General features: G+C 69.2%; 16 protein-coding genes. All 16 read left to right on the top strand.

Features of this window, described 5'->3' with window-relative positions:
* Nucleotides 1-511 precede the first annotated feature (511 nt).
* The 16 genes from QQM67_RS27315 to QQM67_RS27240 all read left to right on the top strand — a co-directional run bounded on the left by QQM67_RS27315 (nucleotide 512) and on the right by QQM67_RS27240 (nucleotide 15,298).
* Complete coding sequence (locus tag QQM67_RS27315; RefSeq protein ID WP_314177459.1) at nucleotides 512-1,636, top strand: LCP family protein; 1,125 nt, start codon at nucleotides 512-514, stop codon at nucleotides 1,634-1,636.
* 253 nt (nucleotides 1,637-1,889) lie between these two features.
* Nucleotides 1,890-2,114, top strand: coding sequence for a 50S ribosomal protein L31 (gene rpmE, locus QQM67_RS27310; RefSeq protein WP_070010905.1), 225 nt, complete (start codon nucleotides 1,890-1,892; stop codon nucleotides 2,112-2,114).
* A gap of 104 nt (nucleotides 2,115-2,218) precedes the next feature.
* On the top strand, nucleotides 2,219-3,298 hold the full coding sequence (prfA, locus tag QQM67_RS27305) for a peptide chain release factor 1 (protein WP_314177456.1): 1,080 nt from the start codon (nucleotides 2,219-2,221) through the stop codon (nucleotides 3,296-3,298).
* A gap of 33 nt (nucleotides 3,299-3,331) precedes the next feature.
* Entirely contained in the window at nucleotides 3,332-4,213 is an 882-nt protein-coding gene (prmC, locus tag QQM67_RS27300) for a peptide chain release factor N(5)-glutamine methyltransferase (RefSeq protein WP_314177454.1), read from the top strand.
* Complete coding sequence (locus QQM67_RS27295) at nucleotides 4,213-4,860, top strand: L-threonylcarbamoyladenylate synthase (RefSeq protein WP_314177453.1); 648 nt, start codon at nucleotides 4,213-4,215, stop codon at nucleotides 4,858-4,860. Before prmC ends, QQM67_RS27295 begins: the two co-directional genes overlap by 1 nt.
* Nucleotides 4,861-5,005: 145 nt before the next feature.
* The gene (locus tag QQM67_RS27290; RefSeq protein ID WP_399067713.1) at nucleotides 5,006-5,710 is read left to right on the top strand and encodes an arsenate reductase/protein-tyrosine-phosphatase family protein; all 705 of its coding nucleotides are present in this window, start codon (nucleotides 5,006-5,008) and stop codon (nucleotides 5,708-5,710) included.
* A 67-nt stretch (nucleotides 5,711-5,777) separates the two neighbouring features.
* Nucleotides 5,778-7,229 carry an MraY family glycosyltransferase gene (locus QQM67_RS27285; protein ID WP_314177451.1) on the top strand — a complete coding sequence of 484 codons (1,452 nt, stop codon included), beginning with the start codon at nucleotides 5,778-5,780 and terminating at the stop codon, nucleotides 7,227-7,229.
* 228 nt (nucleotides 7,230-7,457) lie between these two features.
* Nucleotides 7,458-7,913 (top strand): hypothetical protein, encoded by a 456-nt coding sequence (locus tag QQM67_RS27280; protein ID WP_314177449.1) that lies wholly within the window; start codon nucleotides 7,458-7,460, stop codon nucleotides 7,911-7,913.
* Nucleotides 7,914-8,198: 285 nt separating this feature from the next.
* Entirely contained in the window at nucleotides 8,199-9,005 is an 807-nt protein-coding gene (atpB, locus tag QQM67_RS27275) for a F0F1 ATP synthase subunit A (protein ID WP_314177447.1), read from the top strand.
* An 88-nt stretch (nucleotides 9,006-9,093) separates the two neighbouring features.
* Nucleotides 9,094-9,336 (top strand): ATP synthase F0 subunit C, encoded by a 243-nt coding sequence (gene atpE / locus QQM67_RS27270; RefSeq protein ID WP_169137075.1) that lies wholly within the window; start codon nucleotides 9,094-9,096, stop codon nucleotides 9,334-9,336.
* Between the two features lie 41 nt (nucleotides 9,337-9,377).
* Complete coding sequence (locus tag QQM67_RS27265; RefSeq protein WP_314177444.1) at nucleotides 9,378-9,917, top strand: F0F1 ATP synthase subunit B; 540 nt, start codon at nucleotides 9,378-9,380, stop codon at nucleotides 9,915-9,917.
* A complete protein-coding gene (locus tag QQM67_RS27260) occupies nucleotides 9,914-10,729 on the top strand; it encodes a F0F1 ATP synthase subunit delta (protein WP_314177442.1) in 816 nt (271 codons plus the stop codon). Before QQM67_RS27265 ends, QQM67_RS27260 begins: the two co-directional genes overlap by 4 nt.
* A 118-nt stretch (nucleotides 10,730-10,847) precedes the next feature.
* Complete coding sequence (gene atpA, locus QQM67_RS27255) at nucleotides 10,848-12,419, top strand: F0F1 ATP synthase subunit alpha (protein ID WP_314177440.1); 1,572 nt, start codon at nucleotides 10,848-10,850, stop codon at nucleotides 12,417-12,419.
* Between the two features lie 3 nt (nucleotides 12,420-12,422).
* Entirely contained in the window at nucleotides 12,423-13,367 is a 945-nt protein-coding gene (locus QQM67_RS27250) for a F0F1 ATP synthase subunit gamma (protein WP_314177439.1), read from the top strand.
* Nucleotides 13,368-13,369: 2 nt separating this feature from the next.
* On the top strand, nucleotides 13,370-14,812 hold the full coding sequence (atpD, locus tag QQM67_RS27245; RefSeq protein ID WP_314177437.1) for a F0F1 ATP synthase subunit beta: 1,443 nt from the start codon (nucleotides 13,370-13,372) through the stop codon (nucleotides 14,810-14,812).
* A gap of 105 nt (nucleotides 14,813-14,917) precedes the next feature.
* Complete coding sequence (locus QQM67_RS27240; RefSeq protein ID WP_314177434.1) at nucleotides 14,918-15,298, top strand: F0F1 ATP synthase subunit epsilon; 381 nt, start codon at nucleotides 14,918-14,920, stop codon at nucleotides 15,296-15,298.
* Nucleotides 15,299-15,430 lie beyond the last annotated feature (132 nt).

Below are 15,430 nucleotides of genomic sequence, written 5' to 3'. Positions count from 1 at the left end.
GTCCTGCACGCCCTGGATCAGCAGCAGGCCATCGAGTTGCTGCTGGACAAGATGAAGCAGACCAAGTCCAACACCGAATTCCTCCTCCAGATCCAGAAGACCACCCCCACACCCGGCAACGGCAGCGACTGACAGGCCGTACGACCCGGGCATCGACAGGTGCGCCGCAAGGGCCGCCCCGCCACATCCGGTGGGGCGGCCCTCGCTCTGTGTGACGGTCGCTGAGAGCTTGGACACAGCCGCCATACCGGTACGGGCCCGGCACACTCCCCACGAAGAGGCCCGTCGTCGCAGGTCGAAGCGGGTAAAGCTCCTCATCGCCACGAAACCGTGGCACCCTTCGCGGAAGAGGCATCACCGTCACGCCGTGTGCAACCCTTCCGGATGGCGCGGCCAACGGTGCGTGAGGACGCCGCCGCCGAGATCCCGGCGGCTGCCGCACACGCACGTACTCGCGCCGTACGTACGACGACAGGCGGCGAGCCGCACGGCAGGACTGAGGTAAGCGACGATGGCGGACGACAGCACCGGCGGGGGGGCCGCGGCCACAGGCCGCTCCCGGAGCGCGTTCCGCGCCACCGGCCGCCGTCGCAGACCGCTCACGCGCCGGCGGCGGATCCTCAAGACCGCCGCCTGGACGGCCGCGGCGGCGGTGGCCCTCGGCGGCACCGGCCTCGGCTTCGCCTACTTCAAGCTCAACGGCAACATCTCCGCCGTGGACATCGACGCCAAGCTCGGGCAGGACAGGCCGGACGACGCCCCCGACGGCTCGATGGACATCCTCGTCCTGGGCTCCGACAGCCGGTCGGGCACCAACGGCGAGTACGGGAAGGGCCAGGTCGGCGCCCGTTCCGACACCGCGATGGTCGTGCACATCAACAAGAAGCACGACAAGGCGAGCGTCGTCTCGATACCGCGCGACACCATCGTCGAGCGCCCCGGCTGCATGAAGGAGGGCGGCGGCACCGCACCGCCGCAGCGGGCGATGTTCAACTCGGCGTACGAGACCGGCGGCCCGGCCTGTGCCGTCAAAACGGTGGAGTCGATGTCCGGCGTACGGATGGACCACTACGTCGAGGTCGACTTCTCCGGCTTCAAGAATCTGATCGACGACCTCGGCGGCGTCGAGGTCACCACCAGGAAGCCGATCAAGGACCCGGACAGCCATCTCGACCTGTCGCCCGGCACGCACAAGCTCGGCGGCGAGCAGTCGCTCGGCCTCGTCCGTACGCGGCACGGGGTCGGCGACGGCAGCGACCTGGGCCGCATCCAGCTCCAGCAGGCGTTCCTGAAGGCCCTGATGGACCAGGTCGACAGCGTCGGGGTGTTCAGCAGCCCGAAGAAGCTCTACGACCTGGCCGACAGCGCCACCTCCGCCGTCACGACCGACTCGAAGCTCGACTCGGTCGGCGACCTGGCCGGGCTGGCGAGGATGCTCAAGGACATCAAGTCCGACGACATCCGGATGTCGACGCTGCCGGTGCGCTACGACCCCCAGGACCCCAACCGCGTCGTGCCGATCGAGTCGAAGGCCGCGAAGGTGTGGGCCGCGATCAAGCGGGACGCCGCCATACCGAGGTCGGCGGAGAAGGGCTCGGCGGGCGACAGCACCGACATCGGCCGCGTCGTCGACTGACGGCCGCGCGCCTCCCGGCGCACCGCCCACGCCCTCCCGGCGCACCGCCCGCGCGCCCCCTCAGAGGCCCGGTCCGGTACGGCCAAGCACCCGCGCCGGAACGGTCCCGCAGGCCGCCCGCAGGGGAATATCCGGCGCCCGCCCCCGGTTTTGGGAGGTACGGCCAGTGATGGCAGACTGGACCGTCGGCCCCGGTTCACGGGGGACAAGCCCGTCCTCCGACCCGGTGCCCTCCAGGAATATAGGAGACACCTTGAAGCGCGACATCCACCCCGAGTACGTAGAGACCCAGGTGAGCTGCACCTGCGGCAACTCGTTCACGACTCGCAGCACCGTGAGCGGCGGCCAGATCCGGGCCGACATCTGCTCCGCGTGCCACCCCTTCTACACCGGCAAGCAGAAGATCCTCGACACCGGTGGCCGCGTGGCCCGGTTCGAGGCCCGCTTCGGCAAGGGCGCCGGTTCCGCCAAGAAGTAGCACCACTCGAGCGCCGGTCCTCCTCCGCGCCCCCGCCGGGCGTGAGGGGCCGGCGCTCTTTCGCGCTGCCTGGCACCTTCCTTCTTCACGTAAAGGGACAAACGATGTTCGAGGCGGTCGAGGAACTGATCGGCGAGCACGCCGAGCTGGAGAAGCAGCTCGCCGATCCCGCGATCCACGCCGACCAGGCGCGCGCCCGCAAGCTCAACAAGCGGTACGCGGAGCTCTCCCCGGTGATCGCCGCGTACCGGTCCTGGAAGCAGGCGGGGGACGACATCACGACGGCGCGCGAACTCGCCGCCGACGACCCGGACTTCGTTGCCGAGGTGAAGGAACTGGAGTCCCAGCGCGAGGAGTTGACGGAGCGGCTCCGGCTGCTGCTCGTGCCGCGCGATCCCAGCGACGACAAGGACGTCATCCTCGAGATCAAGGCGGGGGAGGGCGGTGACGAGTCGGCTCTCTTCGCCGGCGACCTGCTGCGCATGTATCTGCGCTACGCGGAGCGCGTCGGCTGGAAGACCGAGCTGATCCAGTCCACCGAGTCCGACCTCGGCGGCTACAAGGACGTCCAGGTCGCCGTGAAGACCAAGGGCGGTGGCGGCGCGACCGAGCCCGGCCAGGGGGTGTGGGCGCGGCTGAAGTACGAGGGCGGAGTGCACCGCGTGCAGCGCGTGCCCGCCACGGAGTCGCAGGGCCGCATCCACACCTCGGCCGCCGGCGTACTCGTACTGCCCGAGGCCGAGGACGTCGACGTCGAAATCAACGCGAACGATCTGCGCATCGACGTCTACCGCTCCTCCGGCCCGGGCGGCCAGTCCGTCAACACCACCGACTCCGCGGTGCGCATCACCCACGAGCCGACCGGCATCGTCGTCTCCTGCCAGAACGAGAAGAGCCAGCTCCAGAACAAGGAGCAGGCACTGCGCATCCTGCGCGCCCGGCTGCTGGCGGCCGCCCAGGAGGAGGCCGACCAAGAGGCCTCGGACGCCCGCCGCAGCCAGGTGCGTACGGTGGACCGGTCGGAGCGGGTGCGCACGTACAACTTCCCGGAGAACCGGATCTCCGACCACCGGGTCGGATTCAAGGCCTACAACCTCGACCAGGTTCTCGACGGCGATCTCGACGCGGTGATCCAGGCGTGCGTCGACGCCGACTCCGCGGCCAAGCTGGCCGCGGCCCAGTAAGCGCGCGTACGGACGGGCGGACGGAACGAGAAGATGCTGCATTCGTCCGGGGGGCGGCCCCCGAACCCACGCGGGCTGCTGATCGCCGAGGTGGCACAGGCGACCCAGCGGCTCGCCGACGCCGGTGTGCCCTCGCCGCGGTTCGACGCCGAGGAGCTGGCCGCGTACGTGCACGGCGTCAAGCGCGGCGAACTCCACCTGGTCCCGGACACCGACTTCGACGCCCGCTACTGGGAGGCCGTCTCCCGCCGTGAGGCGCGCGAGCCGTTGCAGCACATCACGGGGCGCGCCTTCTTCCGCTACCTCGAACTACAGGTCGGCCCGGGGGTGTTCGTGCCCCGTCCCGAGACCGAGTCCGTGGCCGGCTGGGCGATAGAGGCGGTACGGGCGATGGACGTCGCCGAGCCCCTCATCGTCGATCTGTGCACCGGCTCGGGGGCCATCGCGCTCGCCCTGGCGCAGGAGGTGCCGCGCTCCCGCGTGCACGCCGTGGAGCTGGACGAGGGCGCGTACGGCTGGGCCGCGAAGAACGTCGAGGGCAGCCGCGTCACCCTCCACCACGGCGACGCGCTGACCGCGCTGCCCGAACTCGACGGCCAGGTCGACCTGGTGGTCTCCAACCCGCCCTACATCCCGCTCACCGAATGGGAGTATGTGGCACCCGAAGCCCGCGACCACGACCCGGAGTTGGCGTTGTTCTCCGGAGAGGACGGGCTGAGCACGATCCGCGGCCTGGAACGCACGGCCCACAGGCTGCTGCGTCCCGGCGGTCTCGTCGTGATCGAGCACGCCGACACCCAGGGCGGCCAAGTCCCCTGGATCTTCACCGAGGACCGCGGCTGGGCCGACGCAGCGGACCACCCCGACCTCAACAACCGGCCCCGATTCGCCACAGCCCGCAGGGAGGTGCCGTGATGGCACGGCGTTATGACTGCACCGACGCGACCGACCGCAAGACCGGCCTGCGCGAGGCCGCCTCGGCGGTGCGCCGCGGTGAACTCGTCGTGCTTCCCACGGACACGGTGTACGGCATCGGCGCCGACGCCTTCAGTCCGGACGCCGTCGGCGACCTGCTGGAGGCCAAGGGCCGCGGCAGGAACATGCCCTCGCCGGTGCTCGTGGGCTCGCCGAACACGCTGCACGGCCTCGTCACCGACTTCTCCGAAGCCGCCTGGGAGCTGGTCGACGCCTTCTGGCCCGGTGCGCTGACGCTGGTCGCGCGGCACCAGCCGTCGCTCACCTGGGACCTGGGCGACGCCCGCGGCACCGTGGCCGTACGGATGCCGCTGCACCCCGTGGCCATCGAACTGCTCAAGGAGTTCGGCCCGATGGCCGTCTCCTCCGCCAACCTCACGGGACACCCCGCGCCGCAGGACTGCGACGCCGCACAGGAGATGCTGGGCGACTCCGTGGCCGTCTACCTCGACGGGGGGCCGACGCCCGACTCGGTGCCGTCCTCGATCGTCGACGTCACCGGCAGGACGCCGGTGCTGCTGCGCACGGGCGCGATCGGCGCCGAGGAGCTGCGCAAGGTCGTGCCCGACCTGGAGGTGGCGCCGTGACGGCGGGGGGCGCACGGGTGCCCCGGGACGGCGGCCCGGGGCGCGGGGGCGCCCGTCCCGGGGTCGCGGACCCCCGCGGCGCGCGCCTGGGCGCCGCGGATCTCCCGTCGCGGTACGCGCTCGCGCAGGCCGGGAGATGCCGGCAGTGAACACCCCGCACGGGCGTGGCACCGCGGACCCGGGCGGCATAAGCGCGGCAGGCCCCGGAACCGGCTCGGGCACGGGCGCCGCCGGCGCCTTCCGCATCCTCCACGTCTCCACCGGCAACGTCTGCCGCTCGCCCCTGACCGAGCGGCTGACGCGGCATGCCCTGGAGGAGCGGCTCGGCGACGGGCGCAGCGGCGGCATCGTCGTGGAGAGCGCCGGGACCTGGGGCCACGAGGGCGCCCCGATGGAGGACCACGCGGCCGAGGTGCTGCTGGAACACGGCGCGGACCCGGAGGGCTTCCGCGGCCGTGAGCTGCTGGACGAGCACGTCATCAGGGCCGACCTGGTGCTCACCGCGACCCGCGATCACCGTGCGCAGGTGGTCTCGATGGGGCATTCGGCCGGGCTGCGCACGTTCACGCTCAAGGAGTTCACGCGGCTGGTGCGGGCGATAGACGCCGCGACGCTGCCCGATCCGCGCTCCGAGGAGGGCGTCGTCGAGCGTGCCTACGCGCTCGTGCAGGCCGCGGCGGCCCTGCGCGGCTGGCTCCTGGCGCCCAGCCCGGAGGCCGACGAGATCCATGATCCGTACGGCGCCCCCATCCCGTACTTCCGGTCGGTGGGCGATGAGATCAGTAAGGCCCTGGACCCGGTCGTCACGGCGCTGACAGGCGTCCCCGCCCGAAGCCGCCGTACGACGTGAAACCGCCGGCCCCGCGCAGGTGTCCTATGGTGTGGGGCCAAGGAACAGCGAAACCCCTGGGGAGCCAGTGCGTGAATATCTGCTGACGCTCTGTGTCACGGCCGCGGTCACCTATCTCCTGACCGGGCCGGTGCGGAAGTTCGCCATCGCGGCGAAGGCCATGCCGCAGATCAGGGCGCGCGATGTACACCGTGAGCCGACGCCGCGCCTCGGCGGCATCGCGATGTTCGGCGGTCTGTGCGCGGGTCTGCTGGTGGCGTCCCAACTCACCAACATCGGCGAGCTGTTCATCCTCTCCGACGAGCCGCGCGCGCTCCTCTCCGGCGCCGGGCTGATCTGGCTGCTGGGCGTGCTGGACGACAAGTGGGGCGTCGACGCCCTGGTCAAGCTGGGCGGCCAGATGATCGCCGCGGGCGTGATGGTGCTGCAAGGGCTCACGATCCTGTGGCTGCCCGTCCCCGGTGTGGGGAACGTCGCGCTGACGCAGTTGCAGGGCACGCTGCTGACCGTCGCGCTCGTCGTGATCACCATCAACGCCGTGAACTTCGTGGACGGACTGGACGGTCTGGCCTCCGGCATGGTCACCATCGCCGCCGCGGCGTTCTTCATGTACGCGTACCGGATCTGGTACGGCTACGGCGTCGAGGCCGCCGCACCCGCCACGCTCTTCGCGGTGCTGCTGATGGGCATGTGCCTGGGCTTCCTGCCGCACAACATGCATCCGGCGCGGATCTTCATGGGCGACTCGGGATCGATGCTGATCGGTCTCGTACTGGCGGCGGGCGCGGTCTCGATCACCGGCCAGGTGGACCCGGACCTCATGGTGCAGCACACCGGTTCCGTACGGTCCGCGGTGCACACGATGGTTCCGCTGTACATGCCGCTGCTGCTGCCGCTGACGATCATCGCGATCCCGGTCGCCGACCTCGTGCTCGCGATCGTGCGCAGGACGTGGCGCGGGGAGTCGCCGTTCGCGGCGGACAAGGGCCATCTCCACCACCGGCTGCTGGAGATCGGGCACTCCCACAGCCGCGCGGTGCTGATCATGTACTTCTGGTCGGCGGTCATCGCCTTCGGGGCGGTCGCGTTCTCGGTGCAGTCCTCCAGCCTCGGGATCGTGCTCGCGATCGTGCTGCTGTGCGCCGTCGGTCTCGTCGTGCTGCTGATGCCGCGCTTCACGCCGCAAGTGCCGCGCTGGGCGTACGCGTTCGTGCCGCCGCGCTACCGGCGCGAGAGGGCGGCAGCCGACGGTGAAGGAACTGCCGCCGGGAACGGGGCCGGACCGGTATCGGGAATTCCGTCCGATTCGCCGTCTTTGGTGAACTTCGAGAAGAATGCTCAATTCACCAACGGGGACCGGAATTCGGCCGGGACGGCCGCGCCGGAGAAAACGGAAAAGACCAAAACCGCACCTCAGCCAGCATTCGCAGGGCTCAACGGTGCCACCGCGATCGGCCGCAACGATCAACGGGGTGCGCGGAGTTCGGAACCTTCGTGTGACAGCGAGCACACCAAGTAGGTAAAGACCTCATCAAATAGTTTGTGATAGCGTTCACGAAAGCCGGATGAGCCGTAGGCCGGAGCGGGGACGCCGCACCGGAACTGCGGTTTCGACCCCTCACATCCGATTTCGGGGCGAGGGCGTCATTCACCGGCGGACAGCCTTCGACTGACGCACGGCTCCTGGCGAGTTGTCGTCCGTCAAGGGCGCGCATCACCCGCCCCCGACCTCGCCGGAGCTGCCCTCATGCAGTCCAACGATGCCCGGATTCTCCGGGGCGCGGCGGTCGTCGCCGCCCCAGTGGGAGTCGTCGCCACCGTTGTCAGCACGCTTGTGGCCGGTGGCAAGGGTCTCATCGGAGCACTCGTGGCGGTGACCGTCGTCGCCGTCTTCTTCGGCCTCGGGTTCGCGGCGCTCATGCGCCTGACCCAGGACAAGCCGCAAGTGACGATGATGGCCGGGATGTTGGTCTACACGGTGCAGATGCTCCTGATCGGCGTCTTCATCATCGTCTTCAGCGGGACGACGCTGTTCAACAGCCGGGCGTTCGCGCTCACTCTGCTCGTCACCGCCCTGGCGTGGGTGGGCGGTCAGGTCCGTCACAGCCTCACGAGCAAGATGCTCTACGTCGATCCCGTACCGTCCGCGCCGGCCAACGAGCCCGCGCACACGGGGAAGTCGGAGCTCAGAGATGAGACGTGAGGGGAGGGGGAAGAGGCTTGATCCCCATCTGCTATCGTCCGGAAGCGCATCCGGCCGTGTGGGGCCCGCTCGCCAGAGGAGCGCAGCGCCCCGGCGGCCTGCGGTGTACTCGGATCCGGAGCTGTGGCCGCAGCGTGGATCCCTGGTGCCCGGCCCTCGGTGCACGAGCCGAGTCGACCGCGGTGGCACCGCCACACTTTGTCCCCCGTGCCGACAAGCGGTCTCACCAGCCGCGCTGACACACAAGGTTGCCGTCACTTATGCGTCACGACGAAGGAGTCACGGGTGAGCGCCCTAACGCTGCTGGCTAGCACCGACTGCCACATCAACGCCGACTGCGCCTTCCCCGCGCCGGGCCTCCACTCGTTCCAGTTCAAGCCACTCTTCACCGTCGGCGGCCTCGAGTTCACCAAGCCGAGCCTGCTCGCCGTCATCTGCATGCTGATCGTCGTCGGCTTCTTCTGGGCCGCGTTCGCCAAGCCGAAGCTGGTTCCGGGGAAGCTCCAGCTCATCGGTGAGATCGGCTACCAGTTCATCGCGCGGAGCATCGCCACCGAGGTGATCGGCAAGAAGGGCAAGCAGTACGTCCCCTTCCTGATGTCGATCTTCTTCTTCGTATGGATCATGAACATCATGGCCATCATCCCGCTGGCGCAGTTCCCGCCGACGTCGCACTTCGCGTACCCGGTCGCGCTCGCGGCGCTGGTGTTCGTGACGTACATGTTCCTGACGTTCAAGACGCACGGCTTCAGGGGCGGCGTCAAGAATCTGGTCTGGATCAGCGGGCTGCCCAAGCCCCTCGTGCCTCTGATGGTGCTCCTGGAGTTCATCCAGAACGTGATCTCCCGCCCGTTCACCCTCGCGGTGCGGCTGTGGGCCAACATGTTCGCCGGACACATGCTGATCGTGATGTTCAGCATCGCCGCCTGGTACTTGGTCACCCCGTCGTTCCTGGCGGCCGCCGCGGGCGGTTCGTTCCTCCTGGCAGTCGGCATGACGGCCTTCGAGGTGCTGATCCAGTTCCTTCAGGCGTACATCTTCACTCTGCTCGCCGCGATCTACATCAGCGGTGCGCTCGAAGAGGCCCACTGACCCCGACAGTCCGACCGAACTCCCCTCGTACCAACGGAACTTCGCTGGGAAGACACCCCAGCGGACCGCATCACACAGGAAGAAGAAGATGTCTGCTGAGCTTGTCAACATCGCCGCGTCCGGAGTCACGGGCAACCTCGGAGCCGTCGCCTACGGTCTCGCCGCCATCGGTCCCGGTGTCGGTATCGGCGTGGTCTTCGGCCACTCCATCGAGGCCATGGCCCGTCAGCCGGAGGCCATGGGCATCATCCGCACCAACATGTTCCTGGGCTTCGCCCTCTGTGAGGTGCTCGCCCTCCTCGGCCTCGTCGTCCCCTTCATCTTCAAGTAAGCCGGGACGGCCCGTAGCCACTTTCGACGAAAGGTTCGGACATGATGACTTTCCTGGCTGAGGAGGGGGCTCAGAACCCTCTGATCCCTGAGCCCGTGGAGCTGGTCATCGGCCTGATCGCCTTCTTCATCGTCTTCGGCGTCCTCGGCAAGAAGCTGTTGCCCACCATCCAGAAGACTCTGGACGAGCGGCAGGATGCGATCGAGGGCGGCCTGGAGCGGGCGCAGGAGGCCCAGACCGAGGCCAACCAGACTCTTGAGGAGTACAAGGCCCAGCTCGCCGAGGCCCGCCACGAGGCGGCCCGGATCACCGAGCAGGCGCGCGAGCAGGGTGCTGCCATCATCGCGGAGATGCGCGAGGAGGGTCAGCGCCAGCGTGACGCGATCATCGCCGCGGGCCACGCGCAGACCGAGGCGGACCGCCGCCAGGTGACGGTCGCGCTGCGCCAGGAAGTCGGCCGCATGGCCACCGACCTGGCCGGCCGCGTCGTCGGCGAGTCCCTGGACGACGTCGCACGGCAGAGCCGCGTCATCGACCGGTTCCTCGAGGAGCTCGAGGAGAAGGCAGAGGCCACCCGATGATCGGCGCGAGCCGGGAAGCGATCGCCTCCGCCCGCGAGAGCCTGACGGCGCTGACCGACAGCACGTCGGCCGACCCGAAGGCGCTCGCGGACGAGCTGGCCGCGGTGACGGTGCTGCTGGACCGCGAGGTCGCGCTGCGCCGCGTACTGGCCGACCCGTCGCGCAGCGGCGAGCGCAAGGCGGAGCTGGTCGCGACCGTGCTCGGCGAGCAGGTGGGCGGGGCCACCGTCGACCTGGTCTCCGGGATGGTGCGCTCCCGCTGGTCCGCCCCGCGTGACCTGGTGGACGCCGTGGAGGAGCTGGCGGACATCGCCGACCTCGTCGCGGCGGAGCGTGACGGCACGCTCGACGAGACCGAGGACGAGCTGTTCCGCTTCTCCCGCACCGTCGCCTCGGCGCCGGAGCTGCGGGCGGCGCTGGCCAGCGACACCGCCGCGCCGTCGGCGAAGGTGCAGCTCCTGCACACGCTCCTCGGCGGAAAGTCACGGCAGGCCACGGAGCGTCTCGTCACGCGACTCGTGGCGCAGCCGCGGGGACGTAGCCTTGAAGGCGGGCTGGAGGCCCTCTCACGGCTGGCGGCGGAGCGGCGCGGCCGCTCGGTGGCCGTCGTCACCTCGGCGGTGCCGCTGAGTGACCGGCAGCGGCAGCGTCTCGGCTCGGCGCTGGCGAGGCTGTACGGACGCGAGATGCACCTGAATCTCGATGTGGACCCGGAGATCCTCGGCGGGATCAGGGTGCGGATCGGTGACGAGGTCATCAACGGCTCCATCGCAGACCGGCTCGGCGAGGCAGAACGGCGCCTGGCCGGCTGACGTACGAGATCCGCGTGCGGCGGCGTTCGCGCCACACCAACTCAACAGCATCACTTAGCGGCCCGAGTTGGGCCGTAGAAGATCGATACGGTCCCAACAAGGAGAGCAGGGAACCCAGATGGCGGAGCTCACGATCCGGCCGGATGAGATCCGGGACGCGCTGGAGAATTTCGTCCAGTCGTACGAGCCGGACGCGGCCTCGCGCGAAGAGGTCGGGACGGTCAGCGTTGCCGGTGACGGCATCGCGAAGGTCGAGGGTCTTCCCTCGGCCATGGCGAACGAGCTGCTGAAGTTCGAGGACGGCACCCTCGGCCTCGCCCTCAACCTCGAGGAGCGCGAAGTCGGTGCGGTTGTCCTCGGTGAGTTCAGCGGCATCGAGGAGGGCCAGCAGGTGCGCCGTACGGGCGAGGTCCTGTCGGTTCCGGTCGGCGATGGCTACCTCGGCCGCGTCGTGGACCCGCTGGGCACCCCCGTGGACGGCCTCGGCGACATCGAGGCCGAGGGCCGGCGTGCCCTCGAACTCCAGGCCCCCTCGGTCATGGACCGCAAGTCGGTCCACGAGGCGATGGAGACGGGCTACAAGGCCGTCGACACCATGACTCCGATCGGCCGCGGCCAGCGTCAGCTGATCATCGGCGACCGGCAGACCGGCAAGACCGCGCTGTGCGTCGACACGATCATCAACCAGCGCGACAACTGGCGCTCCGGCGACCCGGAGAAGCAGGTCCGCTGCATCTACGTCGCCGTCGGCCAGAAGGGCTCCACCATCGCGTCCGTGCGCGGCGCCCTGGAGGAGGCCGGTGCGCTGGAGTACACGACGATCGTGGCGGCCCCGGCGTCCGACCCCGCGGGCTTCAAGTACGTCGCCCCCTACACCGGCAGCTCCATCGGCCAGCACTGGATGTACCAGGGCAAGCACGTCCTCGTCGTCTTCGACGACCTGACCAAGCAGGCCGACGCCTACCGCGCCGTGTCCCTGCTGCTGCGCCGCCCGCCGGGCCGCGAGGCCTACCCGGGCGACGTCTTCTACCTGCACTCCCGGCTGCTGGAGCGCTGCGCCAAGCTCTCCGACGACATGGGCAAGGGCTCGATGACGGGCCTGCCGATCGTCGAGACGAAGGCGAACGACGTGTCGGCGTTCATTCCGACCAACGTCATCTCCATCACCGACGGCCAGTGCTTCCTGGAGTCCGACCTCTTCAACGCCGGCCAGCGGCCCGCGCTGAACGTCGGTATCTCCGTCTCCCGCGTCGGCGGTTCCGCGCAGCACAGGGCGATCCGGCAGATCACCGGTTCGCTCCGTGTGGACCTCGCCCAGTACCGCGAGCTCGAGGCGTTCGCCGCCTTCGGCTCCGACCTGGACGACGCCTCCAAGGCGGCCCTGGAGCGCGGTAAGCGGATGACCGAGCTGCTGAAGCAGCCCCAGTACAACCCGTACTCGACCGAGGACCAGGTCGTCTCCATCTGGTCCGGCACCAACGGCAAGATGGACGACGTGCCCGTCGAGGACGTCCGCCGCTTCGAGCGCGAGCTGCTGGACTTCCTCCACCGCGAGTACAAGGGCCTCCTGACCAGCATCGTCGAGGGCGGCAAGATGTCCGACGACACGATCCAGGAGCTCGGCGCCGCGGTGGACGCCTTCAAGAAGCAGTTCGAGACCTCGGACGGCAAGCTGCTGGGCGAGGACTGAGCCATGGGCGCTCAGACCAGGGTCTACAAGCGGCGGATCAAGTCCGTCACGGCGACCAAGAAGATCACCAGGGCGATGGAGATGATCGCCGCGTCGCGCATCATCAAGGCGCAGCGCCGGGTGGCGGCCTCCGAGCCGTACGCCACGGAGCTGACCAACGCCGTGCGCACGGTCGCCACCGGCTCGAACGTGAAGCACGCGCTCACCACGGAGGTGGAGCGCCCGACGCGGGCCGCGGTGCTGCTCATCGTGAGCGACCGCGGTCTGGCGGGCGGCTACAACTCCAACGCCATCAAGGCGGCCGACCGGCTGACGAACCGGCTGATCGGGGAGGGCAAGGAAGTCGTCAACTACATCGTGGGCACCCGCGGTGTGACGTACTACCGCTTCCGTGAGCGTGCGATCAGGGAGTCCTGGAGCGGGTTCACCGACAACCCGACGTACGCGGACGCCAAGGCCGTGGCCGCGCCGCTGATCGAGGCGATCACGGCGGACACGGGCGCGGAGAACGGCGTGGACGAACTGCACATCGTCTACACGGAGTTCGTCTCCATGATGACGCAGACGCCGATCGACGACCGGATGCTGCCGCTCACCCTGAAGGAGACGGCGGAGGAGTCGGCCGGAGTCATCCAGGACAACATCAAGCAAGGCCCGGAGGTCCGTCCGCTCTTCGACTTCGAGCCGTCGGCCGAGCAGGTGCTCGACGCGCTGCTTCCGCGGTACGTCGAGAGCCGCATCTACAACGCGCTGCTCCAGGCCGCCGCGTCCAAGCACGCCGCCACGCGCCGTGCGATGAAGTCGGCGACGGACAACGCCGAAGACCTCATCAAGTCGCTCACGCGGCTTGCCAACGCGGCCCGCCAGGCCGACATCACCCAGGAAATCAGCGAGATCGTCGGTGGCGCGAGCGCGCTGGCTGACGCTTCTGCGGGGAGTGACCGCTAACCATGACCGAAACTCTTGAGAAGGCCACGGCGGCGGGCCGCGTCGCACGTGTCATCGGCCCGGTGGTCGACGTGGAGTTCCCCGTCGACCAGATGCCGGAGATCTACAACGCGCTGACCGTCGAGGTCGCCGACCCGGCCCAGGAGGGCAAGAAGAAGACCCTCACGCTGGAGGTTGCACAGCACCTCGGCGAGGGCCTCGTGAAGGCGATCTCCATGGAGCCCACCGACGGTCTGGTCCGCCAGGCCGAGGTGACGGACACCGGCAGCGCAATCACCGTGCCCGTCGGCGACGTCACCAAGGGCCGGGTGTTCAACACCCTCGGCAGGATCCTCAACGAGCCCGAGGCCGAGTCCGAGGTCACCGAGCGGTGGTCCATCCACCGCAAGGCCCCGGCCTTCGACCAGCTCGAGTCCAAGACCGAGATGTTCGAGACGGGCCTGAAGGTCGTCGACCTGCTGACCCCGTACGTCAAGGGCGGAAAGATCGGCCTGTTCGGCGGCGCCGGCGTCGGCAAGACCGTCCTCATCCAGGAAATGATCATGCGTGTGGCGAAGCTGCACGAGGGTGTTTCCGTCTTCGCCGGGGTCGGCGAGCGTACGCGTGAGGGCAACGACCTCATCGACGAGATGGCCGAGTCCGGCGTCCTCCCGCAGACCGCGCTGGTCTTCGGGCAGATGGACGAGCCGCCGGGCACCCGTCTCCGGGTCGCCCTGGCCGGTCTGACCATGGCGGAGTACTTCCGCGATGTGCAGAAGCAGGACGTGCTGTTCTTCATCGACAACATCTTCCGCTTCACCCAGGCCGGTTCCGAGGTCTCGACGCTGCTCGGCCGCATGCCCTCCGCGGTGGGCTACCAGCCGAACCTGGCGGACGAGATGGGTGTGCTCCAGGAGCGCATCACCTCGACCCGAGGCCACTCGATCACCTCGATGCAGGCGATCTACGTGCCCGCGGACGACCTCACCGACCCGGCCCCGGCCACCACGTTCGCGCACCTCGACGCGACGACGGTGCTCTCGCGGCCGATCTCGGAGAAGGGCATCTACCCCGCGGTGGACCCGCTGGACTCCACGTCCCGCATCCTGGACCCGCGCTACATCTCGCAGGACCACTACGACTGCGCCCAGCGCGTCATCGGGATCCTTCAGAAGTACAAGGACCTCCAGGACATCATCTCCATCCTCGGCATCGACGAGCTGTCCGAGGAGGACAAGCTCACCGTCAGCCGGGCCCGCCGTATCGAGCGCTTCCTGTCGCAGAACACCCACGCGGCGAAGCAGTTCACGGGCATGGACGGATCGGACGTGCCGCTGGACGAGTCGATCGCCGCGTTCAACGCGATCGCGGACGGTGACTTCGACCACTATCCGGAGCAGGCGTTCTTCATGTGCGGTGGCCTGGACGACCTCAAGGCCAAGGCCAAGGACCTCGGCGTCTCCTGACGCCCGGGTCCGGCGGCCGGCGGGGCCGGACCGCGGGGCACAGCCCTTCGGTCCGCCCCCGCCGCCGCACCCCTTATCCTTTTCCTAACCTACGAAGGAGCCACAGTGGCTGAGCTGCACGTCGAGTTGGTCGCCGCGGACCGCAAGGTCTGGTCCGGCGAGGCCAGCCTGGTCGTCGCGCGCACCACGTCCGGCGACATCGGCGTCATGGCCGGCCACCAGCCGCTGCTCGGCGTGCTGGAGCCGGGCGCGGTCACCATCCGCACGGCCGGCGAAAGCGGTGAGGGGACCGTCGTCGCCGCGGTGCACGGCGGCTTCATCTCCTTCGCGGAGGACAAGATGTCGCTGGTGGCGGAGATCGCCGAGCTGTCAGACGAGATCGACGTCGACCGGGCCGAGCGGGCGCTGGAGCGGGCCAAGTCGGAGGACGACCCCGCCGCCGAACGGCGCGCGGAGGTCCGCAAGCGAGCGGTGGCGGTCCGCTGAGGAGGCGGCCGACGCCGGGCACGGAGCCGGGCACGACAGGTACGAAGTTCAGCCGCGGGCTGTTCCGGGTCACCCCGGAGCAACCCGCGGCTGAGCCCATACAGAGGGGGGCGCGGGATCCACGAGATCTCA

Source organism: Streptomyces winkii (assembly GCF_032248595.1).
Classification (GTDB): domain Bacteria; phylum Actinomycetota; class Actinomycetes; order Streptomycetales; family Streptomycetaceae; genus Streptomyces; species Streptomyces winkii.
Note: the sequence above shows the minus strand (reverse complement) of the source record. Positions and strands in the feature narration are given on the sequence as shown.

What these genes read in the sequence shown, in the direction of transcription:
- QQM67_RS27315 (WP_314177459.1), top strand. Translation starts at nt 512, where the DNA reads ATGGCGGACGACAGCACCGGCGGGGGGGCCGCGGCCACAGGCCGCTCC.
- prfA (WP_314177456.1), top strand. Translation starts at nt 2,219, where the DNA reads ATGTTCGAGGCGGTCGAGGAACTGATCGGCGAGCACGCCGAGCTGGAG.
- prmC (WP_314177454.1), top strand. Translation starts at nt 3,332, where the DNA reads ATGCTGCATTCGTCCGGGGGGCGGCCCCCGAACCCACGCGGGCTGCTG.
- QQM67_RS27295 (WP_314177453.1), top strand. Translation starts at nt 4,213, where the DNA reads ATGGCACGGCGTTATGACTGCACCGACGCGACCGACCGCAAGACCGGC.
- QQM67_RS27280 (WP_314177449.1), top strand. Translation starts at nt 7,458, where the DNA reads ATGCAGTCCAACGATGCCCGGATTCTCCGGGGCGCGGCGGTCGTCGCC.
- atpE (WP_169137075.1), top strand. Translation starts at nt 9,094, where the DNA reads ATGTCTGCTGAGCTTGTCAACATCGCCGCGTCCGGAGTCACGGGCAAC.
- QQM67_RS27265 (WP_314177444.1), top strand. Translation starts at nt 9,378, where the DNA reads ATGATGACTTTCCTGGCTGAGGAGGGGGCTCAGAACCCTCTGATCCCT.
- QQM67_RS27260 (WP_314177442.1), top strand. Translation starts at nt 9,914, where the DNA reads ATGATCGGCGCGAGCCGGGAAGCGATCGCCTCCGCCCGCGAGAGCCTG.
- atpA (WP_314177440.1), top strand. Translation starts at nt 10,848, where the DNA reads ATGGCGGAGCTCACGATCCGGCCGGATGAGATCCGGGACGCGCTGGAG.
- QQM67_RS27250 (WP_314177439.1), top strand. Translation starts at nt 12,423, where the DNA reads ATGGGCGCTCAGACCAGGGTCTACAAGCGGCGGATCAAGTCCGTCACG.
- atpD (WP_314177437.1), top strand. Translation starts at nt 13,370, where the DNA reads ATGACCGAAACTCTTGAGAAGGCCACGGCGGCGGGCCGCGTCGCACGT.